The following is a 26,885-nucleotide window of genomic DNA, read 5'->3' on the forward strand; positions in this document are numbered from 1 at the left end:
TGGCGACGCGTCACGGCTGCATGAATTTCGTGAGGGCCGCGATCTGCCGGGCGCAGCTCGCTTCGGCCTGCCGCTCGATGTCGCGGTAGAGCCGGACCATCTCTTCGCCGACCGTCGTCAGCGCGCAGCCGCCGCCGCTGTGCCCGCCTTGCTCGGAGACGGTGGCGGGCGACTTCAGCGAACGGTTCAGTTCATCGATCAACATCCAGGCGCGGCGATACGACATGCCGAGGCTGCGCGCGGCCGCCGAGATCGAGCCGTGCTCGCGCACCGCTTCGAGAAGGGCCACCTTGCCAGGCCCGAGCGCGACCGTATCGCCGCGGCGGATGCGCATGCGGAAGCTGACGACGGGTGGGGTGCCGGGCGTGGCGGAAGTGGGGGATCGGCTCATGCGGGCAAGCATACACGAACGATGCTGCCGCCCGCCCCGCAGGCGGCTAGACGCCTGGCGGGAAGCAGCGCGCGTGATCCTCGCAGCCGAAGCAGCCCGGTGCGGGCGCGGGCGGCGCGCCCTGGTCGAGGGCGACCTCGCGCGCGAGGAATTTCTTCCAGCGCAAGGCGGCCGTGTTGCGTGCGGCGAGCGCGGGGAAATAACGTTCCAGCAGCGCGGACACGTCATCGCGCCCGTCGAGCCCGAGATCGCGCCACAGATGATCCGGGCGCAGGCACGCATGCGCGATGATGGCGGCGAGACAGGCGGCGTCGCCGCGGTGCGCCGCGGCGCCGGCCTCGCGCATCAGCAGGCTGCGCAGCGTCGCGACGAAGGCGGCGTGCGGTGTGGGGATCGCCGTGGGCGGCGATGTCTCGACGACGCCGGGCCGCAGGCGCGGAAAATGCCGTGCGAGCAGCGCGCGCAGGCGCGCGGGCGACAGCCCGAGCGACGGGTCGAGCGTGGTCGGCGCATCTTCGCCGGCGCGCGCCGCGAGGAGCGTGGCGAACAGGCGGGCGTCGGTCGAGCCGGGATTCGCCGCGTCGATGAGCCGGGCGTGCAGCGCGCGCCGGGCGGCGAGGCTGCAACAGGCGTGCGCGGGGCTCATGGCGTTACTAGGCGCGCGACGATCCGGGTCAGCCGGTTGACGTGCCGGGGCGCGGGGAAGCGATCCGCACCGGAGTGGAGCACGGGCGCGCCCTCCGCTTCGTCGAGCGGCCGGCCGCCGCATTCGTGGGCGACGATCGCGTGGTCGCCGATCTCGGTGTTGAACAGCTCGTGCCAGGAAAACGTGACCGCGTAACCGTCGTGCCCGACGGCCAGGAGGATCATCCGCTTGAAGTCGCCGGGGGTGTCGGAGCGGAGCCCGGCGCGCGACAGGAGATCGGTCAGCCGCACGCCGCGGTACGGCTCGATCCGGCGGATGAAGCGCCGCGTCTTGAAGCGGCGCAGGTCGAACGGCTCGGCCGTGACGCTGTCGAGGCGGCGCAGCGCATCGAGGGACAGCGACAGCGGCTGGACCACGTCGCCGCTCACATCGAGGCGGCCGACTTCGGCCATGACGGATGGGGTCGATTCCGCATTGTCCATCCTCCGCCTCCAGGTCGATCCCGGGCGACTGCCCGAGCGTGATATCCGGGGCTATATTACGCGGCAACGCCGCGCCATGCTACGCGCGCCCCGATTCCAACTGCTCCACCGCGTCCTTCACCGCATCGCGAAAGCGCGTGAGCGCGGCGAGGTCGGGCGCGGGCGGCTGCATCGCGACCCACAGCATCTCGATCAACTGTTCCGCGGTCTGCTCGGTGTCGAGCTTGCGGCGGCCGAGGATCGCGTCCCACAGCACATGTTCCATCGGTCCGAACACCAGCGAGCGCAGCAGGCTGAGCGGCAGGTCGGCGCGCACCTGCCCCGTCGCCTGGCCGCGCGCGAGCACGTCCATCAAGGGCGCGGTGTAGCGCCGCTGCAATTCGGTCAGCTCGTCGCTGAGCGCATGCTGCTTGGCGCGCCCCTCGGACAGCACCAGCGCGCACAGCCCGGTGCCGTTCACGAGCATCAGCCGCAGGTGGGTGCGCACGATGAACGCGAACTGCTGGCGCACCGGCGCGTCGCGCGGCATGCCGTCCTCGAACGCCGCGATGATCTCGTCATACCAATCCGCGATCACGCGCGCGCACAGCTCGCGCTTGCCGCGGAAGTAATTGAACACCGTCGCCTCCGACACGCCGATGCGCTGCGCGATCTCGGCGGTCGTCGCGTGTTCGTAACCCTTTTCCGCGAACACGTCGCGGCCCGCCCGCAGGATGTCCTGCACGCGCTGCTGGGATTTCCGGCTCGCCGGCGCGCGCGCGAGATCGGGGCGCTCGGTCTTGAGGGAGGAGGTCATGAGTGGCTGCCTGCGAGGGATCCGATGCGCTCGATGATATCTGAGTGTCACTCAAAAAACTATTGACTCTATCCCGCATCCAGCGCGAAACTAGCCAAAATTTCCGCAAGATATCGTGCTGTATTGGTGAAATACGTGGTTTTGAGTGTTGCTCAAAATCACGCCCGCAGACTTTCTGGAGACGGAGGAGACATGAGCAACCTGCCCGGCGTGCAATTCATGCTCGGTGAAGACATCGACATGCTGCGCGACGCGATCGCGACGTTCGCGGCCAAGGAGATCGCGCCGCGCGCGGCCGAGATCGACCGCACCGATCAGTTCCCGATGGACCTGTGGCGCAAGCTCGGCGAGCTGGGCGTGCTCGGCATGACGGTCGCCGAGGAGTACGGCGGCGCGAGCCTCGGCTATACCGCGCACATGGTCGCGATGGAGGAGATCTCGCGGGCTTCCGCGTCGGTCGGCCTGTCCTACGGCGCGCACTCGAACCTGTGCGTGAACCAGATCCACCGTAACGGCACCGATGCGCAAAAGCGCAAATACCTGCCGAAGCTGGTGTCCGGCGAGCATGTCGGCGCGCTCGCGATGAGCGAGCCGAACGCGGGCTCCGACGTCGTCAGCATGAAGCTGCGCGCCGAGCGGCGCGGCGACCGCTACGTGCTCAACGGCACCAAGATGTGGATCACCAACGGCCCCGACTGCGACACGCTGGTCGTCTACGCGAAGACCGCGCCCGAGGCCGGCCCGCGCGGCATCACGGCGTTCCTGGTCGAGAAGGGCATGAAGGGTTTCTCGGTCGCGCAGAAGCTCGACAAGCTCGGCATGCGCGGCTCGCACACCGGCGAGCTGGTGTTCCAGGACGTCGAGGTGCCGGAGGAGAATATCCTCGGCGAACTGAACGGCGGCGTGAAGGTGCTGATGAGCGGCCTCGACTACGAGCGCGCCGTGCTCGCGGGTGGCCCGACCGGCATCATGGCCGCGTGCCTCGACGCGGTCGTGCCGTATATCCACGACCGCAAGCAGTTCGGCCAGTCGATCGGCGAGTTCCAGCTGATCCAGGGCAAGGTCGCCGACATGTACACCACCTTCCAGGCGTGCCGCGCGTACCTGTACGCGGTGGGCCGCCATCTCGACTCGATCTCGTCGGGCGGCCACGTTCGCCAGGTGCGCAAGGATTGCGCGGGCGTGATCCTGTACACGGCGGAGAAGGCCACCTGGATGGCGGGCGAGGCGATCCAGGTCCTCGGCGGCAACGGCTACATCAACGAATACCCGGTCGGCCGCCTGTGGCGCGACGCGAAGCTCTACGAGATCGGCGCGGGCACGAGCGAGATCCGCCGCATGCTGATCGGCCGCGAGCTGTTCGCGGAAACCGCCTGAGTCCACCGGGAGCACGCACGCGATGTCGATCATCGAATCCAGGCTGAATCCGCGTTCCGACGAGTTCCGCGCGAACGCGGCGGCGCTCGAGGCGCTCGTCGCCGACCTGCGCGCGAAAATCGATCAGCTCGCGCAAGGTGGCGGGCAGGCGGCCCGCGACAAGCACCTGTCGCGCGGCAAGCTGCTGCCGCGCGACCGGATCGCGCAGCTGCTCGATCCGGGCACGCCCTTCCTCGAACTGTCGCAGCTTGCCGCCTACGGCATGTACAACGACGACGCGCCGGGCGCGGGCGTCATCACCGGGATCGGCCGTATCGCCGGGCGCGAGTGCGTGATCGTCTGCAACGACGCGACCGTGAAGGGCGGCACCTACTATCCGATGAGCGTGAAGAAGCACGTGCGCGCACAGGAGATCGCGGCGGAAAACCGCCTGCCCTGCGTGTACCTCGTCGATTCGGGCGGTGCGAACCTGCCGAACCAGGACGACGTGTTTCCCGATCGCGATCATTTCGGGCGCATCTTCTTCAACCAGGCGACGATGTCGGCGGCCGGCATCGCGCAGATCGCCGTCGTGATGGGCTCGTGCACCGCCGGCGGCGCCTATGTGCCGGCGATGAGCGACGAATCGGTGATCGTCAAGAACCAGGGCACCATTTTCCTCGGCGGTCCGCCGCTCGTGAAGGCGGCCACCGGCGAGGAAGTCAGCGCCGAGGATCTCGGCGGCGGCGACGTGCACACGCGGCTGTCCGGCGTGGCCGATCATCTCGCGCAGAACGATCCGCACGCGCTCGCGCTGGCGCGCGGCATCGTCGGCAATCTCGGCGGCAAGGCGCCGGCGCCGCTCGCGCTGCGCGCGCCGCTGCCGCCGCGCTACGATGCCGGGAGCCTGTATGGCGTGATTCCGGTCGATACGCGCAAGCCGTTCGACGTGCGCGAGGTGATCGCGCGGATCGTCGACGATTCGGCCTTCGACGAATTCAAGGCGCGCTTCGGCACGACGCTCGTCACGGGCTTCGCGCATATCTGGGGGCACCCGGTCGGGATCGTCGCGAACAACGGCATCCTGTTCTCCGAATCCGCCGTGAAGGGCGCGCATTTCATCGAGCTGTGCTGCCAGCGCAAGATCCCGCTCGTGTTCCTGCAGAACATCACGGGCTTCATGGTCGGCCGCAAGTACGAGAACGAGGGCATCGCGCGCCACGGCGCGAAGATGGTCACCGCCGTGGCGACCGCGAAGGTGCCGAAGTTCACCGTGATCATCGGCGGCTCGTTCGGCGCGGGCAACTACGGCATGTGCGGCCGCGCGTATTCGCCGCGCTTCCTGTGGATGTGGCCGAACGCGCGCATTTCGGTGATGGGCGGCGAGCAGGCCGCGTCGGTGCTCGCGACGGTGCGTCGCGACGGCATCGAGGCGAAGGGCGGCGCGTGGTCGGCGGAAGAGGAGGAGGCGTTCAAGCAGCCGATCCGCGACCAGTACGAGCGGCAGGGCCACCCGTATTACGCGAGCGCGCGCCTGTGGGACGACGGCGTGATCGATCCGGCGCAGACCCGCGACGTGCTCGGTCTCGGTCTCGCGGCCGCGATGAATGCACCGATCGAGGACACGCGCTTCGGCGTGTTCCGGATGTAAGGAGCCGATCATGCGATACGAAACGATCGAGGTGGGCGTCAGCGGCCGCGTCGCGTCCGTTACGCTCGCGCGCCCCGACGTGCGCAACGCGTTCAACGAGACGATGATCGCGGAGCTGACCGCGGCGTTCGGCGAACTCGACGCGAACGACGCGGTGCGCGTCGTGGTGCTTGCCGCGCAAGGCCCGGCGTTCTGCGCGGGCGCCGACCTGAACTGGATGAAGAAGATGGCGGGCTTCTCCGACGACGAGAACCGAGCCGACGCGCGTCTGCTCGCGCGGATGCTCGAAGCGATCTACCGCTGCGGCAAGCCGGTGATCGCGCGCGTGCACGGCGACGCCTACGCGGGCGGGGTCGGCCTCGTCGCGGCCGCCGACGTGGCGATCGCGGCCGACGGCGCGCGTTTCTGCCTGTCCGAGGCGCGGCTCGGCCTGATTCCCGCGACCATCGCGCCCTACGTGGTGCGTGCGCTGGGCGAGCGCGCGGCGCGCCGCTACTTCGCGACTGCCGAGGTGTTCGACAGCGCGTGCGCGGCGCAGCTCGGCTTCGTGCACGAGGTCGTGGCGGCCGAGGCGCTCGACGCGACGGTCGCGAAGCTCGCGGATGCGCTGGTCGCGAACGGTCCGCGGGCGGTGCGCGCCTGCAAGCGGCTGGTGGACGAGGTCTCCGGCCGCGAGATCGACGACGCGCTGATCGAGCGGACGGCCGCGCTGATCGCGCAGACCCGCGCGGGCGCGGAAGCGCGCGAGGGCATCGCTGCATTCCTGGAGAAACGCACGCCTGCCTGGCGCGCGTGACGACGCCTGCCGGCGCGCGCGATGGCGCGGGCCGGCATCCCGATTCGAGTGGGTTCTTCCTGTTTCCTGACAACCATGTTCGACAAGATCCTGATCGCCAACCGCGGTGAAATCGCCTGCCGGGTCGCCGCCACCTGCAAACGTCTCGGGATCGCGAGCGTCGCGGTCTATTCGGACGCCGACGCGAACGCGAAACACGTCGCCGCCTGTGACGAAGCCGTGCACATCGGCGGCGCGGCCGCGAGCGACAGCTACCTGCGCATCGAGCGCATCATCGACGCGGCGCGCGCCACGGGCGCGCAGGCCATCCATCCGGGCTACGGCTTCCTGTCGGAGAACGAGGATTTCGCGCAGGCGTGCGTGGCGGCCGGCATCGTGTTCATCGGGCCGCCCGTCGAGGCGATCGCGGCGATGGGCTCGAAGGCCGCCGCGAAGGCCCTGATGCACGCGGCCGCCGTGCCGCTCGTGCCCGGCTATCACGGCGACGACCAGACGCCGGCGCTGCTGCAGCGCGAAGCCGATGCGATCGGCTACCCGGTGCTGCTGAAGGCGAGCGCGGGCGGCGGCGGCAAGGGCATGCGGGTCGTCGAGCGCGCCGAGGATTTCGCGGCGGCGCTCGCGTCGTGCCAGCGCGAGGCGGCGAGCAGCTTCGGCAACGATCGCGTGCTGATCGAGAAGTACCTGCAGCGCCCGCGTCACGTCGAGGTGCAGGTGTTCGGCGACCGGCACGGCAATACCGTCTATCTGTTCGATCGAGACTGCTCGGTGCAGCGTCGCCATCAGAAGGTGCTCGAGGAAGCGCCCGCGCCGGGGCTCGACGCCGCGCTGCGCCAGGCGATGGGCGAGGCGGCGGTCGCGGCCGCGCGCGCGGTCGGCTATGTCGGCGCGGGCACGGTCGAATTCATCATGACGGGCGACGCGTTCTATTTCATGGAAATGAACACGCGCCTCCAGGTCGAGCATCCGGTCACCGAGATGGTGACGGGGCTCGATCTGGTCGAGTGGCAATTGCGGGTGGCGGCGGACGAGCCGCTGCCGCTGCGCCAGGACGCGCTGCGCGTGAGCGGACATGCGATCGAGGCGCGGCTGTATGCGGAGAACCCGGCGCGCGGCTTCCTGCCGTCGACCGGCCGGCTCAAGCATCTGCGGCTGCCCGAGGGCGTCGAGTTCGCGCTGGGCGCGCCGGTGCGCGTCGACAGCGGGGTGCGCGAGGGCGATTCGATCACGCCGTTCTACGATCCGATGATCGCGAAGCTGATCGTGCACGGCGCGGACCGCGCGGCGGCGCTGGCGCTGATGCTGCGCGCGCTGCGCGCCTGTGAGGTGGTCGGGCTGCATACCAATGCGGCGTTCCTGCAGCGCATCGTCGCGAGCCGGCCGTTCGCCGAGGCCGATCTCGATACCGGCTTGATCGAACGCAACCACGACGCGCTGTTCGCGCCTCGGCAGCGGCCGCGTGCGGCGCTCGCGCTGGCTTGCGCGGCGCGGCTCGCGCGCGACCGGGACGCTGCGGCAGGCGGTCCTGCGGCAGGCGACCCTGCGGCAGGCGGTCCTGCGGCAGGATCGCCCGTGTCGCCGTGGGGTGGCCTGTCCGACTGGCGGCTGAACGCCGGCTACCGGCGCTTGCTCGAATGGCGCGCTGACGACGATAGCGCGACGCTCACGGCCGACTACACGGCGGACGGCGGCGCGGCCACGCTCGCGGTCGACGGCGCGCCGGCCGAGACGTTCGCGTGGACGCGCGGCCCGGGCCCGCTCGACTACGAGGTCACGCTGGGCGGGGTGCGCTCGGGCGGCCGCGTGCATGTCGACGGCGATGCGTTCCAGGTGTTCACGCAGGGCCACGCCTACGCGTTCGAATGGAACGACCTGCTCGCGCACGCGGCGGACACCGATCACGGCGGGGGCCGGCTGACCGCGCCGATGCCGGGCAAGGTCATCGCGGTGCTGGTCGAGCCCGGCCAGCGGGTCGAGCAGGGCGCGCCGCTCATCGTGATGGAAGCGATGAAGATGGAGCATACGATCGGTGCGCCGGCGGCGGGCGTCGTGAGCGAGGTGCTCTACGCGGTTGGCGACCAGGTCGCCGACGGCGCGCAGTTGCTCGTGATGGCGCAGGCCTGAACGAGGGTGCGATCGCGCGGTCGACCTTAACGAAATCTGACAGTCGCGGCCGGGGATGTCGGCTAGACTCGACGAACACTATTCGGGGCGCGCCGCGCGGCGTAGGACAGGGCACTCAACGGGCCGGTAGCGCGCTACACTGCGACTTCCAACCTCCCTCCTGCATATAATGACGCCCCCTGTCGAATTGAACGGCTTGCGGATCGGCATCACGATCGGCCTTCGCGAGCCGAATGAAAGCCTCTGGATCAACGGCATCAAGCAAAATGCGTTGTTCCTCGCCAAGCTCCTGATGAAATCGTCGCGCGCCTATCGCGTGACGATGGTCAACACCACCGACGTCGCGCTGACCGACGCGCTGCCGTGGGACCGCCGGATCTTCGACACCCAGTCGTTCACGACGATGAAGGATTCGCTCGACGTGCTGATCGAGCTGGGCGGCCAGATCGACGGCGAGCAGACCGCCTACCTGAAGGCGCGCGGCGTCAAGATCGTCAGCTATTGCTGCGGGTTCGAATACATCCACGCGACGCAATCGATCCTGTTCGGCCGCCGCATGTGGGACACGCTGTTCATCAATCGCGGCTACGACGAGATCTGGGCGATTCCGCAAATCGCGCCGTCGTCGCTGCCGTTCCTGCAGTCGCTGCGGCGCGCGCCCGGGCGCGTGGTGCCGTTCGTCTGGGATCCGATGTTCCTGACCGAACGCGCCCGCCTGCTGCCCGAGCGCGGCGAGTACCGGCCGAGCGGCCAGCGCGCGAAGCGGCTGACGATCATGGAGCCGAATCACGACGTCGTGAAGTTCTGCCTGTACCCAATGCTGATCATCGACGAGGTCTATCGCCGCGAGCCGGAGGCGATCGCGTTCACGCACGTCACCAATGCGGAGCGTCTCGCGCACGAAAGCCCGGAATTCGTGATGCTGATGAATTACCTCGAGATCGTGCGCGCGAGCAAGGCGAGCTTCGTCGGCCGCTTCGAAACGCCCGCGTTCCTCGCGGAGTTCACCGACGTCGTGGTGTCCCATCAGTGGGAAAACCCGCTCAACTACTTCTACTTCGACGTGTGCTGGCAGGGCTATCCGCTCGTTCACAACGCGCACCTCGTGCCCGATCTCGGCTACTACTACCCGGAGAACGACGTGGAGGCCGGCGCGGAAGTGCTGACCCGCGTGCTGCACGAGCACGACGGCGACTGGGAAGGCTACACCGCGCGCCAGCGTGGGCTGCTGCGCCGGTATACGTCGAAGAATCCGTCGCTGGTCGCCGAATACGACGTGCTGCTCGCGAACCTGGTGGGCGTGCATCCCTGACGCTTCGTCGCGCGCCGCGATGCAAAACGGGCCTGGACGCGCAGCGCGCATCCAGGCCCGTTTGCCGTTTGCCGTGGGGCGTGGCGGGCGCGCCCGCCCGCCGTCACTCGCCGGGGGCGCCCGGTATCTGCCCCTGATTCTGGCGCGGCACGTAGCCGGTCAGGCGCCATTTGCCGTCGTCGAGCCGGAAGCTGAGCTTCTCGAAGGCAATCTTGCCCGAGGCCAGCGTGCTCGCGTAGTCGACGTTCGCATACAGGCCGTCCGGCACCGCCTTCGAGTTCGTGAACTGGATCCGCGTGATCGCTGCCCAGCCGCGCTGCGTGACCGTGCCGAGCGACTTGCGCGCCAGCAGCGTCTCGCTGACGAACTGCTGCTGCGTGACCTTGCTCTTCACGAACGGCGCGACGTCGGCCCAGACGTCGTCGACGCGGCCCGCGTCGAGCTGGCCCACGATGCGGTCGGCGTCGGCGAGGAGTTCGTCCGCCGACGTGCCCGGCTGCTGCGCATGGCCGAGCGCGGCGGTCGCGGCCAGCAGGCCGCCGATGATCCAGTGAGCGAAGGTAGGTTTCACGGGGCTTCTCCTGGCGGATGGTCGGGCGTCAGAGATACATCGCGGCGAGCGCGTCGGTGTAGGCCGCCACGTTGTCGGGGTTGTAGATGCTGACGGAATCGAGCAACTGCTTCGAATGCTCGCGATACGCGTCGAGATTGCGGTCGTGTTCGTGGAACGCCTTGAGCAGCTGGCGCCCGCCTTCCTGGCAATCGAAATCCGGATAGTAATAGCCGCATTTGCCCAGGTAAGGCGAGTTGTGGATCAGCGGATAGTCGCCGTACAGCAGCTCGTAGTACAGGTAGTTCTGCGCGTTCTCCCAGGTGTGGGACACCACGGCGTCGCCGTGCGCGGCCATGAACTCGTAGATCGCGAAGCGGCCTTCGAAGGTGGTCAGGCTGTGCGCGACGATGTCGAGGCTGCGCGCGAAGTTGACGAAGGTCGTGTGTTCCTTCATGTGCAGCGTGTTGCACACGCGCACGAACTCGATGAACGACGGCTCGGCCCGATAGGCCTCTTCCGTCACCAGCATCGGGATGATGCTGGTCTTCACCATGCAGATGTTCGGCTCGTACATCGTCACGCGCCAGCGCGGCTTGCCCGGCTGATAGCCGTAAGTGAGCCCTGCGCCGAGCGTCGCGCGCGCCTTGTCGAACAGCAGCGGGTGCCAGATGTGCGGGACGATGGTGACCGGGCAGCGCAGGCCGGTTTCCAGGTAGTGCTGGCACGAGTGCTCGAACTCCGGGATGGTCCACACGCCGTCGTAGGTCGCGCCCGAGAACAGGAAGCCGGACGGCTTCTTGAAGATCGCGCGCTCGATGTCGATCACGTAGTCGTTGCCGACCCGCATCGTCACGACCTTGCCGCCCTTCGCGCGATACGCGGCGATCCAGTCGGCGTTGAACTGCGCGCTCATCTCGATCAGGACGTCGCAGCGCTCCATGGCCTCGTCCATCGACAGCAGCGGCACGTTCCACTCGCCGAGCATCAGCTGCGGATCGGCCGCGCTGCTGCCGCCGTTGACCATCACGGCCTCGGCGACGAGCGGCGACTGGCGCAGCATCAGCACCAGCAGCAGGCAGTTCTGGAAGATGCCGTTTTCCCACAGGGACTGGCCGGCGCCGCGCACGAACAGCGAGACGCCGACGACGAGGCGCTTGCCGCCGTTCTGCACGTCGCGGCCGGTGATATCGTCAGTCATGCGAAGTCTCCGGATGGTCAGGCGCGGGCGTAGAGACGCTCGACGAAAGCATCGATGTTCCTGGGGTTGTCGATCGAGACGTCGTGCAGAAGGGCATTGGCTTTGGTGCGATAGTCGTCGAAATGGGCGTCATGGTTGCGCCACGCGTCGAGCAGCGCGCGGCCGCCGGAGACGGAGTCGAACCCGGTGTAATAGTACCCCGCGTCACCCAGCAGCTTCGAGTTGTGCACGAGCGGGTAGCCGCCGTACAGCACGTCGTAGTACAGGTAGTTCTGCGGATTTTCCCAGTGGTGCGAGATCACGGCATCCGCGTGCTGCGCCATGAACGAGGGCAGGTCGATGCGCGGCTCGAAGGTGGCCTTCTGCTGGCGCACCAGGTCGAGGCTGTTCGCGAAGTGCACGAAGGTCGGGTGCTCCTTCAGGTGCATCGCGTTGACCACGTACAGGTGCTCGACCGCGTCCGGCTGCGCGCGGTAGAACTCCTCGGCGGCGAGCATCGGATAGTGGCAGGTCTTCACGACCGAGATGTTCGGTTCGAGGATCGACAGCCGCCATTTCGCGCGGCCGGGACGGTAGCCGAACGTGAGGCCGGCGGCTTCCAGCTCGCGGGCGCGGCGGTCGATGAAGTAGGGCGACCAGATGTGCGGGATCACGTGTACCGGGGCGCGCGTCAGCGTGCGCAGGAGCGGCGCGTCGATCTTCTCGGATTTCGGCAGGATCCACACTTCGTCGAACGGGCCGCCGTTGAAGATGTGGCCGGACGGCAGCTCGAACATCGGCGTCTCGCACAGCCCGGTGTAAGTGTGGCCGACGAAGCACACCACGAGCTTCTTGCCGAGCGCCTTCATGTACTTGAGCCAGTCGACCTGCAACTGCGCGCCCATCTCGATCACGACGTCCAGATCGTGGGATACGTCGCGCGGATTGACGAGCGGGATGTCGAGGCCGGCGAGATCGAGCCCGGCCGGCAGCCGGCTGGCGTCGCCGCCGTTCAGGAAGTAGATCGGGCCGATCCGGTCCGATTTTTTGAGCAGCATCGCGAGGTACGCGATGTTCTGATGGATGCCGTTTTCCCAGATCGCCTGACCGTCACGGGCGAACAGCGAGATGCCGACGGCCAGGCGCTTGTCGCCCGTGGGGCGGGAGGCGGTTTGCGTTTCGTATGTCACCAACTGTATCCATAACCGGCACCGTAGGCGGTATTGCTACCCGCAACCCCGACGCCCATCTTGAGAATGCCATTGGTCGTCACGTGGGCGCTGGCACCGAATGCCGTGCCAGTCTGGCCCGCGAAGCGCGCCACGCCGACCGCTACGTTGATCGTCTTGCCGGGTTCGACCTGCGGCATCATCGTCAGCGCGGTGACGGCGGCGACGCCTTGACGCGCCATCGTATCCGTCTGCTGCAGCTGTTGCTGGGTTTGCTGCAACTGCGTGCCCAGATTGTTGATCGAGGTTTGCTGCCCGGTCAAGGATTGTGACACAGATGTCGACAGGGCATTCAACTGGTTGAGGTTGACCGCATCGGTGCCCTGCGTGCCGGCCGCGACGTTGGTGATCTGGCGCTGCTGGGTGCTGCTGCCGACCGAGACCACGTTCGAGCGGCCGCCGTCGGTGGAGTTCGCGCCGATCGCGACCGAGTTCGAACCGGCGGTGACCGTCGGCTTGTCGTTGCTGGCGCCGTTCATGTCGGCCGCGATGCCGCCGGTGTTGGCGGTGCGGGTCGTGTTGTTGTTGATCGAGGTCGACAGCGACGAGATCTGGTTGTTGATGTTGGTCACGCCGCTCGACAGCGAGGCGACGTTGCTGTTGGTGGTGCTGAGGCCGGTGGACAGCGAGTTGACGGCGGTCGAGGTCGAGGTCGACAGCGAGGCGACGTTGCTGTTGGTGGTGCTGAGGCCGGTGGACAGCGAATTGACGGCGGTCGAAGTCGAGGTCGACAGCGACGACACCGTGCTGTTGGTGCTGCTCAGTCCGCTCGACAGCGAGCCGATCTGGCTGCTGGCGCTCGACAGGCCGGTGGACAGCGAGTTGACGGCGGTCGAGGTCGAGGTCGAGAGCGAGGCGACGTTGCTGTTGGTCGTGCTGAGGCCGGTGGACAGCGAGGCGACGTTGCTGTTGGTCGCGAACAGCTGGCTGCCGTTGATCGCGTCGGTGCTGGTCGCGGTGACTTGTCCGGCGGCGACGTTGGTGACCTGGCGTTCCGCGCCCGGCGCGCCGACGCTGAACACGCCGACCGGGTTGCTGCCCGCGAAGGTGCCGAAGGTCAGTCCACCGACGGTGGCTGACGAGACCGGGACGGCGGCGGACGTGGTGGCGCCGTTGCCGATCGCGACCGAGTTGTCGATGTTGGCGACTGCGTTCGGCCCGATCGCGACGCTGTTCTGGCCGGTGGCCTGGCTGTCGGGGGCGGTCGAGTTGGCATGGAAGTACTTGATGCCGTTCGCGTTGATGTTGTCGATCGCCGAGCCGACGTTGTTGTTGGTCGTGGTCGTGCCGTTGGTGTTGTAGGTGATGTAGGCCGGGGCGGAAATGGTGCCGGTGGCCGGGTTGTAGGTTGCACCGCCGCCCAGCGCCGCGGCGGTGCTGGTGCCGAGGTTGTTGGTGTTGGTGGTGATCGAGCTGATGCTGGTCGACAGTGAGCTGATGCCGGTCGAGGTCGAGGTCGACAGCGAGGCGACGTTGCTGTTGGTCGTGCTCAGGCCGGTGGACAGCGAGCCGATGCCGGTCGAGGTCGAGGTCGACAGTGACGCGATGTTGCTGTTGGTCGTGCTCAGGCCGGTGGACAGCGAGCCGATGCCGGTCGAGGTCGAGGTCGACAGCGACGCGATGTTGCTGTTGGTGGTGCTGAGGCCGGTGGACAGCGAGCTGATGCCGGTCGACGTGGAGGTCGACAGCGAGGCGACGGTGCTGTTGGTGGTGCTCAGGCCAGTGGACAGCGAGCTGATGCCGGTCGATGTGGAGGTCGACAGCGAGGCGACGGTGCTGTTGGTCGTGCTGAGGCCGGTGGACAGGGAACTGATGCCGGTCGATGTCGAGGTGGACAGCGAGGCGATCGAGCTGTTGGCCGACGAGAGGCCGGTCGACGTGGAGGTCGACAGCGACGCGATGTTGCTGTTGGTCGTGCTGAGGCCGGTCGAGAGCGAGCTGATGCCGGTCGAGGACGAGGTCGACAACGACACGATGTTGCTGTTGGTCGTGCTCAAGCCAGTGGACAGGGAACTGATGCCGGTCGAGGTCGAGGTCGAGAGCGACGCGATGTTGCTGTTGGTCGTGCTGAGGCCGGTGGACAGCGAACTGATGCCGGTCGAGGTCGAGGTCGAGAGCGACGCGACGTTGCTGTCGGTGGTGCTGAGGCCGGTGGACAGCGAGCTGATGCCGGTCGAGGTCGAGGTGGACAGCGAAGCGATCGAGCTGTTGGCCGACGACAAGCCGGTCGACGTGGAGGTCGAGAGCGAGGTGACCGTGCTGTTGGTGGTGCTGAGGCCGGTCGAGAGCGAACCGATGCCGGTCGAAGTCGATGTGGACAGCGAAGCGATCGAGCTGTTGGCCGTTGAGAGACCGGTCGACGTGGAGGTCGACAGCGACGTGACGGTGCTGTTGGTGGTGCTCAAGCCGGTGGACAGCGAGCTGATACCCGTCGAAGACGAGGTGGACAGCGAGGCGATCGAGCTGTTGGCCGATGACAAGCCGGTCGACGTGGAGGTCGACAGCGAGGTGACCGTGCTGTTGGTGGTGCTGAGGCCGGTCGAGAGCGAGCCGATGCCGGTCGAAGTCGAGGTGGACAGCGAAGCGATCGAGCTGTTGGCCGACGACAAGCCGGTCGACGTGGAGGTCGACAGCGAGGTGACCGTGCTGTTGGTGGTGCTGAGGCCGGTGGACAGCGAGCTGATGCCGGTCGAGGTCGAGGTGGACAGCGAGGCGATCGAGCTGTTGGCCGACGACAAGCCGGTCGACGTGGAGGTCGACAGCGACGTGACGGTGCTGTTGGTGGTGCTCATGCCGGTGGACAGCGAGCTGATACCCGTCGATGACGAGGTGGACAGCGAGGCGATCGAGCTGTTGGCCGACGAGAGGCCGGTCGACGTGGAGGTCGAGAGCGACGTGACATTGCTGTTGGTGGTGCTCAAGCCGGTGGACAGCGAGCTGATACCCGTCGATGACGAGGTGGACAGCGAAGCGATGCTGCTGTTGGCCGACGACAAGCCGGTCGACGTGGAGGTCGACAGCGAGGCGACATTGCTGTCGGTGGTGCTGAGGCCGGTCGAGAGCGAACCGATGCCGGTCGAGGTCGAGGTGGACAGCGAGGCGATGCTGCTGTCAGCCGACGACAGGCCGGTCGACGTGGAAGTCGAGAGCGACGTGACGGTGCTGTTGGTGGTGCTCAGGCCGGTGGACAGCGAACTGATGCCCGTCGAAGACGAGGTGGACAGCGAGGCGATGCTGCTGTTGGCGGTCGAGAGGCCGGTCGATGTGGAGGTCGACAGCGAAGCAACGGTGCTGTTGGCGGTGCTGAGGCCGGTGGACAGCGAGCTGATACCCGTCGAGGACGAGGTGGACAGCGACGCAATCGAGCTGTTGGCCGACGACAGGCCGGTCGAGGTCGAGGTCGAGAGCGACGTGACGGTGCTGTTGGTGGTGCTCAGACCGGTCGAAAGCGAACCGATGCCGGTCGATGTGGAGGTCGACAGAGAAGCGACGGTGCTGTTGGTGGTGCTGAGGCCGGTGGACAGAGAGGAAATCGCGCTGGTTGCCGTGCCGACCTGTTGTGCGACGGAATAAAGCTGGCTGCCGTTGATCGCGTCGGTGCTGGTTGAGGTGACTTGTCCGGCGGCGACGTTGGTGACCTGTCGTTCCGAGCCGGGCGCGCCGACACTGACGACGCTGGTCGGGTTGGTGCCGGCGAAGCCGCCGAAGGTGGTGCCGGCGATGGTCGCGCTGCTGGTGGGGTTGGGGGCAGCGGTGACGGAGTTGGCGCCGAGTGCGACGGAGCCGTTGTTGCCGGCGGAAGCGCCGGAGCCGATGGCGACGGCGTCGGTGCCGGTGGCGATGCTGTCAGGGCCGGTGGAATTGGCGTGGAAGTACTTGATGCCCTGGCTGTTAATGTTGTCGATGGCCGATCCGACGTTGTTGTTGGTCGTGGTCGTGCCGTTGGCGTTGTAGGTGACGTAGGCGGGCGCCGAGATGGTGCCGGTTGCGGGGTTGTAGGCTGCGCCGCCGCCGAGGGCCGCGGCGGTGCTGTTGCCGAGGTTGTTGGTGGTGGCGGTGACGGTGCTCAGGCCGGTGGACAGCGAGCTGATGCCGGTCGACGTGGAGGTCGAGAGCGAGGCGACGGTGCTGTTGGTGGTGCTGAGGCCGGTCGAGAGCGAGCTGATGCCGGTCGAGGATGAGGTGGACAGCGAAGCGACCGAGCTGTTGGCCGACGACAAGCCGGTCGACGTGGAGGTCGAGAGCGAGGCGACGGTGCTGTTGGTCGTGCTCAAGCCGGTCGAGAGCGAACCGATGCCGGTCGAGGTCGAGGTCGAGAGCGAGGTGATCGAGCTATTGGCCGACGACAGGCCGGTCGACGTGGAGGTCGAGAGCGAGGCGACGGTGCTGTTGGTCGTGCTCAAACCGGTCGAGAGCGAACCGATGCCGGTCGAGGTCGAGGTGGACAGCGAGGCGATCGAGCTATTGGCCGACGACAGGCCGGTCGACGTGGAGGTCGAGAGCGATGTGACGGTGCTGTTGGTGGTGCTGAGACCAGTCGAGAGCGAACCGATACCGGTCGAAGTCGACGTGGACAGCGAAGCGATGCTGCTGTTGGCCGTCGAGAGGCCGGTCGACGTGGAGGTCGACAGCGACGTGACCGTGCTGTTGGTGGTGCTGAGGCCGGTCGAGAGCGAACCGATGCCGGTCGAAGTCGACGTGGACAGCGAGGCGATCGAGCTGTTGGCCGACGACAGGCCGGTCGACGTGGAGGTCGACAGCGAGGTGACGGTGCTGTTGGTCGTGCTCAAGCCGGTCGAGAGCGAGCTGATGCCGGTCGATGACGAGGTGGACAGCGAGGCGATCGAACTGTTGGCGGTCGAGAGGCCGGTCGACGTGGAGGTCGAGAGCGAGGTGACGGTGCTGTTGGTCGTGCTGAGGCCGGTCGAGAGCGAGCTGATACCGGTCGAGGTCGAGGTGGACAGCGAAGCGATGCTGCTGTTAGCCGTCGAGAGACCGGTCGACGCGGAGGTCGACAGCGACGTGACCGTGCTGTTGGTGGTGCTGAGGCCGGTGGACAGCGAGCTGATACCCGTCGAAGACGAGGTGGACAGCGAAGCGATGCTGCTGTTAGCTGTCGAGAGGCCGCTCGAGGTCGAGGTCGACAGCGACGTGACGGTGCTGTTGGTGGTGCTGAGGCCAGTCGAAAGCGAGCCGATGCCGGTCGAAGACGACGTGGACAGCGAAGCGATCGAGCTGTTGGTCGTCGAGAGGCCGGTCGACGTGGAGGTCGAGAGCGAGGTGACGGTGCTGTTGGTCGTGCTGAGGCCGGTGGACAGCGAGCTGATGCCGGTCGAAGACGACGTGGACAGCGAAGCGATCGAGCTGTTGGCCGTCGAGAGGCCGGTCGACGTGGAGGTGGACAGCGAAGCGACCGTGCTGTTGGTCGTGCTCAAGCCGGTGGACAGCGAGCTGATGCCGGTCGATGCCGAAGTCGACAGCGACGTGACGCGGCTCGTCGTGGTCGACAAGCCCGTGGACAACGAGTTGATCCCCGTCGACGACGAGGTCGACAACGACGTGATGGTGCTGTTGGTCGTGCTCAGTCCGGTCGACAGCGACGTGATGCCGGTCGAGGTCGAGGTCGACAGGCTCGCGATGCTGCTTGTCGCGGTGCTCATGCCGGTGCTCAACTGCGCGACCGTGACGGCGTCCTGCGGCGCGGAGCCGTCGGCGACGTTGGTGATCCGGCGCAGCGCGGTCGAGCTGCCGACCGAGACTTCGGACAAGGGCGCGGCGGTGCCGGTCAGGAAGCCGGTGCCGGTCGGGGCGGCGGCGCCCGTCACGCTGCCGGTGCCGATCGCGACGCTGTTCGTATAGACGGCCGACGCGGCGTTGCCGATCGCGACCGAGCCGGTGCCGGCGGCGGATGCGTTGAAGCCGAACGCATTCGAGCTTTGTCCCGACGCACTCGCCTGCAGGCCGATGGCTGTCGCCCATTTGGCCGCGGTCGCGCCGAACCCCATAGCCGTGCCGCCGTCGCCGGTGACGGTCGTGTAGAAGCCGTACGCGGTCGCGCCGAGGACGTTGTTGGCGTTGGCCGAGCAGCCGGCCACCGTGGAGTAGTAGCCATTGCCGTCCGTGATGGCGCGGTTCGTGTAGCTGGTCGTGCCGTCCGGCCCTGTTCCAGTCCCGCCGACCCCGCCGCAGGCGCTGCCGCCCGGCGATGAGCCGGTACCCACCCCGATGGTGCTGGCGAAGCCGCCCTGCGCGGCGGCCGCGAGCACGGCGACCGCGATCGCCTTCGCGAGCACCGACTTGTTGGCCTTGCCTCGCGCCGACGCCAGTTCGGAAGCAGCGACCCATGCGCCGAGCGCCTCGTTCCAGATGGTGCGGTATGTGCGGTTCATGATGGAAAACTCTCCACTGAAATACGTCGCGCACCGGGGACAGCGCCAATACGGTGGTTATGCGCGGGCGTATCGATATTCAGATCGCTAAATTTTATTGCGATAGCGTTGTTAAAACTGCAAAGAACTGCAAATTGGCGACGCCAATGAATGTCATGCATGGTTAATCCGCGCGTCTCCAGCACGCTCGGACGGGGCGTCGCACGCGGTGCGCGCGCCGCTGCCCGGTAAAGCGCTGCCAGCCAGGCGTGATGCGGTTCCTGCGCGGCCAGGCGGGCACGGCCGACGGCGCGTGCGGGACCGCGGTCCAGGCGGACTGACGCGGTGTCGACGGGGCAGATGCGCCATTCACTTTCATGATTACGTCCCAGGTTTTCCAGACATCCTTTATTCGGATATCGAAATTGGTTTCGTATCGATAAATCAGGCGAGAAATCGCGCCGCTCACCATGTGTATCCATAGCCGGCTCCATAGGTGCGATTACTGCCGGCGATACCGATGCCCATCTTGAGCACGCCGTGCTTCGTGATATGCGCGCTCGCGCCGAACGCGACGCCCGATTGGCCCGCGAAACGCGCCCCGCCGACCGCCGTGTTGAAGGTCTTGCCGGCTTCGACCTGCGGCAGCATGGCGAGCGCGGCGGCGGCCGCGATGCCCTGACGGGCCATCTTGTCGGTCTGCTGCAGCGCTTCCTGGGTCTGCGCGATCTGCGAACTCAGGTTGTTGATCGAGGCCTGCGTCCCGGCCATCGACTGGGAGACGGATGTCGACAGCGTGTTCAACTGGTTGAGGTTGACCGCATCGGTGCCTTCCGTGCCGGCTGCGACGTTGGCGATCTGGCGCTGCTCGGTGCTGCTGCCGACCGAGACCACGTTCGAGCGGCCGCCGTTGTTGGAATTCGCGCCGATCGCGACCGAGTTCGAACCGGCGCTGACGGTCGGGTTGTCTGCGCCGGTGCCGTTCATGTCGGCCGCGATGCCGCCGGTGTTGGCGGTGCGGGTCGTGTTGTTGATCGAGGTCGACAGCGACGAGATCTGGTTGTTGATGTTGGTCACGCCGCTCGACAGCGAGGCGACGTTGCTGTTGGTGGTGCCGAGGCCGGTGGACAGCGAGTTGATGGAGGTCGAGGTCGAGGTCGACAGCGACGACACTGTGCTGTTGGTGGTGCTGAGGCCGGTGGACAGCGAGTTGACGGCGGTCGAGGTCGAGGTCGACAGCGACGACACCGTGCTGTTGGTGCTGCTCAAGCCCGTGGACAGCGAGCCGATCTGGCTACCGACGGTCGACAGGCCGGTGGACAGCGAGTTGACGGCGGTCGAGGTCGAGGTCGACAGCGAGGCGACGTTGCCGTTGGTCGTGCTGAGACCGGTGGACAGCGAGGCGACGTTGCTGTTGGTCGCGAACAGCTGGCTGCCGTTGATCGCGTCGGTGCTGGTCGCGGTGACTTGTCCGGCGGCGACGTTGGTGACCTGGCGTTCCGCGCCCGGCGCGCCGACGCTGAACACGCCGACCGGGTTGCTGCCCGCGAAGGTGCCGAAGGTCAGGCCGCCGACGGTGGCCGACGAGACCGGGACGGCGGCGGACGTGGTGGCGCCGTTGCCGATCGCGACCGAGTTGTCGATGTTGGCGACTGCGTTCGGCCCGATCGCGACGCTGTTCTGGCCGGTGGCCTGGCTGTCGGGGTCGGTCGAGTTGGCATGGAAGTACTTGATGCCGTTCGCGTTGATGTTGTCGATCGCCGAACCGACGTTGTTGTTGGTCGTGGTCGTGCCGTTGGTGTTGTAGGTGATGTAGGCCGGGGCGGAAATGGTGCCGGTGGCCGGGTTGTAGGTTGCACCGCCGCCCAGCGCCGCGGCGGTGCTGGTGCCGAGGTTGTTGGTGTTGGTGGTGATCGAGCCGACGCTGGTCGACAGCGAGCTGATGCTGGTCGAGGTCGAGGTCGACAACGATACGACGGTGCTGTTGGTCGTGCTCAGGCCGGTGGACAGCGAGCCGATGCCGGTCGACGTGGAGGTCGACAGCGAGGCGACGCTGCTGTCGGCGGTCGACAGGCCGGTGGACAGCGAGCTGATGCCGGTTGACGTGGAAGTCGACAGCGATGCGACGCTGCTGTCGGTGGTCGACAGGCCGGTGGACAGCGAGCTGATACCGGTCGACGTCGAGGTCGACAGCGATGCGACGGTGCTGTTGGTGGTGCTCAGGCCAGTGGACAGCGAGCTGATGCCGGTCGAGGTCGAGGTCGAGAGCGACGTGACGGTGCTATTGGTGGTGCTGATGCCGGTGGAGAGCGAGCCGATGCCGGTCGACGTCGAGGTGGACAGCGAGGCGATCGAGCTGTTGGCCGACGAGAGGCCGGTCGACGCGGAGGTCGAGAGCGATGCGACGCTGCTGTCGGCGGTGCTGAGGCCGGTCGAGAGCGAACTGATGCCGGTCGAGGTCGACGTGGACAACGATGCGACGCTGCTGTCGGCGGTGCTGAGGCCGGTCGAGAGCGAACTGATGCCGGTCGAGGTCGACGTGGACAACGATGCGACGGTGCTGTCGGCAGTGCTGAGGCCGGTAGACAGCGAACTGATGCCGGTCGACGTGGAAGTCGAGAGCGAGGCGACATTGCTGTTGGTGGTGCTGAGGCCGGTGGACAGCGAGCTGATGCCGGTCGAGGTCGAGGTCGACAGCGAAGCGATCGAGCTGTCAGCCGATGAGAGGCCGGTCGAGGTCGAGGTCGAGAGCGACGAGACGGTGCTGTTGGTGGTGCTGATGCCGGTCGAAAGCGAGCCGATGCCGGTCGAGGTCGACGTGGACAGCGAAGCGATCGAGCTGTTGGCCGTCGAGAGGCCAGTCGACGTGGAGGTCGAGAGCGACGAGACGGTGCTGTTGGTGGTGCTGATGCCGGTCGAAAGCGAGCCGATGCCGGTCGAGGTCGACGTGGACAGCGAGGCGATGCTGCTGTTAGCCGTCGAGAGACCGGTCGACGTGGAGGTCGAGAGCGAAGCAACATTGCTGTTGGTGGTGCTCAGGCCGGTGGACAGCGAACTGATGCCCGTCGAGGTCGACGTGGACAGCGAAGCGATGCTGCTGTTGGCCGTCGAGAGGCCGGTCGACGTGGAGGTCGACAGCGACGTGACCGTGCTGTTGGTGGTGCTGAGGCCGGTGGACAGCGAACCGATGCCGGTCGAAGTCGACGTGGACAGCGAAGCGATCGAGCTGTTGGCCGTCGAGAGGCCGGTCGACGTGGAAGTCGAGAGCGACGAGACGGTGCTGTTGGTGGTGCTGAGGCCGGTGGACAGCGAGCTGATGCCGGTCGAGGTCGAGGTGGACAACGAGGCGATGCTGCTGTCAGTGGTCGACAGGCCGGTCGAGGTCGAGGTCGAGAGCGACGTGACGGCGCTGTTGGTCGTGCTCAATCCGGTCGAGAGCGAACCGATACCGGTCGAGGTCGACGTGGACAGCGAAGCGATGCTGCTGTTAGCCGACGACAAGCCGGTCGACGTGGAGGTCGACAGCGAGGCGACATTGCTGTTGGTCGTGCTGAGGCCGGTCGAGAGCGAACCGATGCCGGTCGAGGTCGAGGTGGACAGCGAGGCGATGCTGCTGTTGGCCGTCGAGAGGCCGGTCGACGTGGAGGTCGACAGCGACGTGACCGTGCTGTTGGTGGTGCTCAGGCCAGTCGACAGGGAGTTGATCCCGGTTGATGTCGAGGTGGACAACGAAGCGATCGAACTGTTGGACGTCGACAGACCTGTCGAGGTCGAGGTCGAGAGCGAGGCGACGGTGCTGTTGGTGGTGCTCAAGCCGGTCGACAGCGAGCTGATGCCGGTCGAGGTCGAGGTGGACAGCGAAGCGATGCTGCTGTCAGTGGTCGACAAGCCGGTCGAGGTCGAGGTCGAGAGCGACGTGACGGTGCTGTTGGTGGTGCTCAGACCGGTCGAAAGCGAACCGATGCCGGTCGATGTGGAGGTCGACAGAGAAGCGACGGTGCTGTTGGTGGTGCTGAGGCCGGTGGACAGAGAGGAAATCGCGCTGGTTGCCGTGCCGACCTGTTGTGCGACGGAATAAAGCTGGCTGCCGTTGATCGCGTCGGTGCTGGTTGAGGTGACTTGTCCGGCGGCGACGTTGGTGACCTGTCGTTCCGAGCCGGGCGCGCCGACACTGACGACGCTGGTCGGGTTGGTGCCGGCGAAGCCGCCGAAGGTGGTGCCGGCGATGGTCGCGCTGCTGGTGGGGTTGGGGGCAGCGGTGACGGAGTTGGCGCCGAGTGCGACGGAGCCGTTGTTGCCGGCGGAAGCGCCGGAGCCGATGGCGACGGCGTCGGTGCCGGTGGCGATGCTGTCAGGGCCGGTGGAATTGGCGTGGAAGTACTTGATGCCCTGGCTGTTGATGTTGTTGATGGCCGATCCGACGTTGTTGTTGGTCGTGGTCGTGCCGTTGGCGTTGTAGGTGACGTAGGCGGGCGCCGAGATGGTGCCGGTTGCGGGGTTGTAGGCTGCGCCGCCGCCGAGGGCCGCGGCGGTGCTGTTGCCGAGGTTGTTGGTGGTGGCGGTGACGGTGCTGAGGCCGGTGGACAGCGAGCTGATGCCGGTCGAGGCCGAGGTCGAGAGCGAAGCGACGGTGCTGTTGGTGGTGCTGAGGCCGGTCGAGAGCGAGCTGATGCCGGTCGAGGATGAGGTGGACAGCGAAGCGATCGAGCTGTTGGTCGTCGAGAGGCCGGTCGACGTGGAGGTCGAGAGCGAGGCGACGGTGCTGTTGGTCGTGCTCAAGCCGGTCGAGAGCGAACCGATGCCGGTCGAGGTCGAGGTCGAGAGCGAGGTGATCGAGCTATTGGCCGACGACAGGCCGGTCGACGTGGAGGTCGAGAGCGAGGCGACGGTGCTGTTGGTCGTGCTCAAACCGGTCGAGAGCGAACCGATGCCGGTCGAGGTCGAGGTGGACAGCGAGGCGATCGAGCTATTGGCCGACGACAGGCCGGTCGACGTGGAGGTCGAGAGCGAGGTGACGGTGCTGTTGGTCGTGCTCGAGCCGGTCGAAAGCGAACCGATGCCGGTCGAGGTCGAGGTGGACAGCGAAGCGATGCTGCTGTTAGCGGTCGAGAGACCCGTCGACGTCGAGGTCGAGAGCGACGAGACGGTGCTGTTGGTGGTGCTGAGACCAGTCGAGAGCGAACCGATGCCGGTCGAAGTCGACGTGGACAGCGAAGCGATCGAACTGTTGGCCGTCGAGAGGCCGGTCGACGTGGAGGTCGAGAGCGAGGTGACGGTGCTGTTGGTCGTGCTGAGGCCGGTGGACAGGGAGCTGATGCCGGTCGATGACGAGGTGGACAGCGAAGCGATCGAGCTGTTGGTCGTCGAGAGGCCGGTCGACGTGGAGGTCGAGAGCGAGGTGACGGTGCTGTTGGTCGTGCTGAGGCCGGTGGACAGGGAGCTGATGCCGGTCGAAGACGACGTGGACAGCGAAGCGATCGAGCTGCTGGCGGTCGAGAGGCCGGTCGACGTGGAGGTCGACAGCGACGAGACGGTGCTGTTGGTGGTGCTGAGACCGGTCGAAAGCGAGCCGATGCCGGTCGAAGTCGAGGTGGACAGCGAAGCAATGCTGCTGTTAGCCGTCGAGAGGCCGGTCGATGTCGAGGTCGACAGCGACGAGACGGTGCTGTTGGTGGTGCTGATGCCGGTGGACAGCGAGCTGATGCCGGTCGAGGATGAGGTGGACAGCGAAGCGATCGAGCTGTTGGCCGTCGAGAGGCCGGTCGACGTGGAGGTCGAGAGGGACGAGACGGTGCTGTTGGTGGTGCTGAGACCGGTCGAAAGCGAGCCGATGCCCGTCGAGGTCGAGGTGGACAGCGAGGTGATCGAACTCGTGGTCGACGAGAGGCCGGTCGACGCCGAGGTCGACAACGACGTGATGCTGCTGTTGGTCGTGCTCAGACCTGTGGACAGCGACGTGATCCCGGTCGACGTGGAGGTCGACAGCGACGTGATATTGCTGTTGGCGGTCGACAGGCCCGTGGACAGCGACGTGATGCCCGTCGAGGTCGAAGTGGACAGGGACGTGACATTGCTGTTGGTGGTCGACAAGCCGGTGGACAGCGAGCTGAGGCCGGTCGATGCGGAGGTCGACAGGCTCGAGATCCTGCTCGTCGTGGTGCTCATGCCGGTGCTCAGCTGCGCGACCGTGACGGCGTCCTGCGGCGCGGAGCCGTCGGCGACGTTGGTGATCCGGCGCAGTGCGCCCGAGCTGCCGACCGAGACTTCGGACAAGGGCGCGGCGGTGCCGGTCAGGAAGCCGGTGCCGGTCGGGGCGGCGGCGCCCGTCACGCTGCCGGTGCCGATCGCGACGCTGTTCGTATAGACGGCCGACGCGGCGTTGCCGATCGCGACCGAGCCGGTGCCGGCGGCGGATGCGTTGAAGCCGTATGCGTTCGAGCTTTGCCCGGATGCATTGGCTTGCAGGCCGGCGCTCGTGGCCCACTGGGCCGCTTTTGCGCCGAAGCCGAACGCTGAACCGCCGTTGCCGCTCACGGTCGTGAACGCGCCATACAACGTGGCGCCGGACACTCCATTACCGTTCGCGGCACAACCGCCGACCGTCGAGTAATAGTTGCTGCCGTCGACGCTGGCGACATAGGTGTAGGTGGTGGTGCCATCCGGGCCCATGGCGCTGGCCGGGTTGCCGCACGTCGTACCGCTCGGCGTGGCGCCGGTTCCCACGGCGATCGTCGAGGCTTGGCCGCCTTGCGCGGCGGCTGCCAGGATCACGGCCGCAACGGCCTTGGCGATCGACGACTGGTTGGATTTCCCCCGTGCCGATGCCAGTTCCGACGCCGCGACCCAGGCGCCGAGCGCGTCGTTCCAGATGGAGCGGTATGTGCGATTCATGACGGGGTGCTCTCCAAGCGCTTACGCAACACACCAGACTGATAGCGGCCTGTTGATGTCCATGTGATCGCGCGGATTATTCAGTTAGATGCGCAAATTCTATTGGATAGGTGATTTTGAGATTGATAAGAAATGAAAAATTAAAATCATTAATCTTTAAATATTGTTAATGATGGCGCGTTAACATTCCTTGAATATCTTGGTTTTGGCTTGCGCCCGGCCAGGAAAGGTATGGTGCGGCTGGAGGTGGGTGTTCGACTGGGACGAGCCAGTGCAGGCGGGGCGTAGCGGCAGGCTGGGTTTGGATGTCTGAGGAATGCGGAATTTAATTGGCAGACGTGTTCAATACTTAAGATCGAAAGTTTACAGAGAGGAATTAAGGGTTTTCATCAATGCATTTTTCCTCTCATCAATTGTGAGATTTGTATCGTATTTTTGAAGTTTAAATTAAAGAATATTCCGAGAGAATCATTTGTAGGATTTATCCGAGGTGGCGCGTGTGATGCGCGGACGGGCGGCTGACCCGGTATGTCGGGTTGTTCGGTAGGCAAGGCGGGGGAGTGCGGGCGGGTTCGGCTTTCGATGCCGGATGGGCGAGGAAGTGAGGAGGGGGAAGCGGGGTAGTCCGCTTCCCCGGGATTCGGGTTACGGATTGGTATCAGGCGAAACGGACGCAGCCGGGTCCGCGCATTCGAAGGTCAGGCTGTCCGGCGCGGGGGCGCCGCCCTTCGATCGATAGGGGCCGGTCGTTTCGAGCGACGTGACCTGGCGATCGCCGCAGATGCGCGCGGCGGCTTTCTCGCAGGCCTTCGGACCGCCGAGCAGGCCGCCGCAGCTTACGCGGTAGGCGTGGTCGTGACCCGGCATCGATACCGACGAGACGGAATAATTGAGTCCGCTCGCGCCGGAACATCCGGACAGCGCGGCGAGCAGCAGGGCAAGCGTGGCAAGTTTCTTCATCGTTCTTCTCCGAAGCGCGGGCGGCACGAATCGGCGGCTTCGTACCGTATCGGTTTGATGTGCCGGCCCGCGGGAGGCGGGCCGGCTGGTCGATCAGGGCGCCGCGCGCGCCGGGCCGATGCGCACGGGCGGCGTGAGCGTCCGACCGCATGTTCC

The 26,885-nt window shown here is 66.6% G+C and carries 16 protein-coding genes; 5 read left to right on the top strand and 11 right to left on the bottom strand.

Going from position 1 to position 26,885, the window contains the following annotated elements; translation table 11 throughout:
• Positions 1-10 precede the first annotated feature (10 nt).
• From Bsp3421_RS06960 to Bsp3421_RS06975, 4 genes are all read right to left on the bottom strand, one after another.
• The gene (locus Bsp3421_RS06960) at positions 11-403 is read right to left on the bottom strand and encodes a winged helix-turn-helix domain-containing protein (protein ID WP_443111480.1); all 393 of its coding nucleotides are present in this window, start codon (positions 401-403) and stop codon (positions 11-13) included.
• 34 nt (positions 404-437) lie between these two features.
• On the bottom strand, positions 438-1,037 hold the full coding sequence (locus Bsp3421_RS06965) for a nitrogen fixation protein NifQ (protein ID WP_273997613.1): 600 nt from the start codon (positions 1,035-1,037) through the stop codon (positions 438-440).
• The gene (locus tag Bsp3421_RS06970; protein ID WP_273997614.1) at positions 1,034-1,489 is read right to left on the bottom strand and encodes a molybdopterin-dependent oxidoreductase; all 456 of its coding nucleotides are present in this window, start codon (positions 1,487-1,489) and stop codon (positions 1,034-1,036) included. Before Bsp3421_RS06970 ends, Bsp3421_RS06965 begins: the two co-directional genes overlap by 4 nt.
• 109 nt (positions 1,490-1,598) lie before the next feature.
• Complete coding sequence (locus tag Bsp3421_RS06975; RefSeq protein WP_273997615.1) at positions 1,599-2,315, bottom strand: TetR/AcrR family transcriptional regulator; 717 nt, start codon at positions 2,313-2,315, stop codon at positions 1,599-1,601.
• A gap of 192 nt (positions 2,316-2,507) precedes the next feature.
• On the opposite strand from Bsp3421_RS06975, the gene Bsp3421_RS06980 reads away from it, so the two are divergent.
• The 5 genes from Bsp3421_RS06980 (at position 2,508) to Bsp3421_RS07000 (ending at position 9,551) form a co-directional block, all read left to right on the top strand.
• Positions 2,508-3,692, top strand: a complete 1,185-nt coding sequence (locus Bsp3421_RS06980) for an isovaleryl-CoA dehydrogenase (RefSeq protein WP_273997616.1) — start codon at positions 2,508-2,510, stop codon at positions 3,690-3,692.
• 22 nt (positions 3,693-3,714) lie between these two features.
• Entirely contained in the window at positions 3,715-5,322 is a 1,608-nt protein-coding gene (locus tag Bsp3421_RS06985) for a carboxyl transferase domain-containing protein (RefSeq protein WP_273997618.1), read from the top strand.
• Positions 5,323-5,332: 10 nt separating this feature from the next.
• Entirely contained in the window at positions 5,333-6,118 is a 786-nt protein-coding gene (locus Bsp3421_RS06990; protein ID WP_273997619.1) for an enoyl-CoA hydratase/isomerase family protein, read from the top strand.
• Between the two features lie 75 nt (positions 6,119-6,193).
• On the top strand, positions 6,194-8,239 hold the full coding sequence (locus tag Bsp3421_RS06995) for an acetyl/propionyl/methylcrotonyl-CoA carboxylase subunit alpha (RefSeq protein WP_273997620.1): 2,046 nt from the start codon (positions 6,194-6,196) through the stop codon (positions 8,237-8,239).
• 169 nt (positions 8,240-8,408) lie between these two features.
• On the top strand, positions 8,409-9,551 hold the full coding sequence (locus Bsp3421_RS07000) for a DUF2827 domain-containing protein (RefSeq protein WP_273997621.1): 1,143 nt from the start codon (positions 8,409-8,411) through the stop codon (positions 9,549-9,551).
• A 103-nt stretch (positions 9,552-9,654) separates the two neighbouring features.
• On the opposite strand, the gene Bsp3421_RS07005 is transcribed toward Bsp3421_RS07000, so the two are convergent.
• From Bsp3421_RS07005 to Bsp3421_RS07040, 7 genes are all read right to left on the bottom strand, one after another.
• Positions 9,655-10,122: a DUF4019 domain-containing protein gene (locus Bsp3421_RS07005; protein ID WP_273997622.1), complete on the bottom strand. Its 468-nt coding sequence runs from the start codon at positions 10,120-10,122 to the stop codon at positions 9,655-9,657.
• Between the two features lie 28 nt (positions 10,123-10,150).
• On the bottom strand, positions 10,151-11,302 hold the full coding sequence (locus Bsp3421_RS07010; RefSeq protein WP_273997623.1) for a DUF2827 domain-containing protein: 1,152 nt from the start codon (positions 11,300-11,302) through the stop codon (positions 10,151-10,153).
• Between the two features lie 17 nt (positions 11,303-11,319).
• Positions 11,320-12,471: a DUF2827 domain-containing protein gene (locus Bsp3421_RS07015; RefSeq protein WP_273997624.1), complete on the bottom strand. Its 1,152-nt coding sequence runs from the start codon at positions 12,469-12,471 to the stop codon at positions 11,320-11,322.
• The gene (locus tag Bsp3421_RS07025) at positions 12,468-18,899 is read right to left on the bottom strand and encodes an ESPR-type extended signal peptide-containing protein (protein ID WP_443111495.1); all 6,432 of its coding nucleotides are present in this window, start codon (positions 18,897-18,899) and stop codon (positions 12,468-12,470) included. The genes Bsp3421_RS07015 and Bsp3421_RS07025 overlap by 4 nt, the downstream gene beginning before the upstream one ends.
• Entirely contained in the window at positions 18,896-19,360 is a 465-nt protein-coding gene (locus Bsp3421_RS07030) for a hypothetical protein (protein ID WP_273997625.1), read from the bottom strand. Before Bsp3421_RS07030 ends, Bsp3421_RS07025 begins: the two co-directional genes overlap by 4 nt.
• Positions 19,344-25,769: an ESPR-type extended signal peptide-containing protein gene (locus tag Bsp3421_RS07035; protein WP_273998303.1), complete on the bottom strand. Its 6,426-nt coding sequence runs from the start codon at positions 25,767-25,769 to the stop codon at positions 19,344-19,346. The genes Bsp3421_RS07030 and Bsp3421_RS07035 overlap by 17 nt, the downstream gene beginning before the upstream one ends.
• Before the next feature lie 645 nt (positions 25,770-26,414).
• Positions 26,415-26,729: a hypothetical protein gene (locus tag Bsp3421_RS07040; protein WP_273997626.1), complete on the bottom strand. Its 315-nt coding sequence runs from the start codon at positions 26,727-26,729 to the stop codon at positions 26,415-26,417.
• Positions 26,730-26,885 lie beyond the last annotated feature (156 nt).

This window comes from Burkholderia sp. FERM BP-3421 (assembly GCF_028657905.1).
Classification (GTDB): Bacteria; Pseudomonadota; Gammaproteobacteria; order Burkholderiales; family Burkholderiaceae; genus Burkholderia.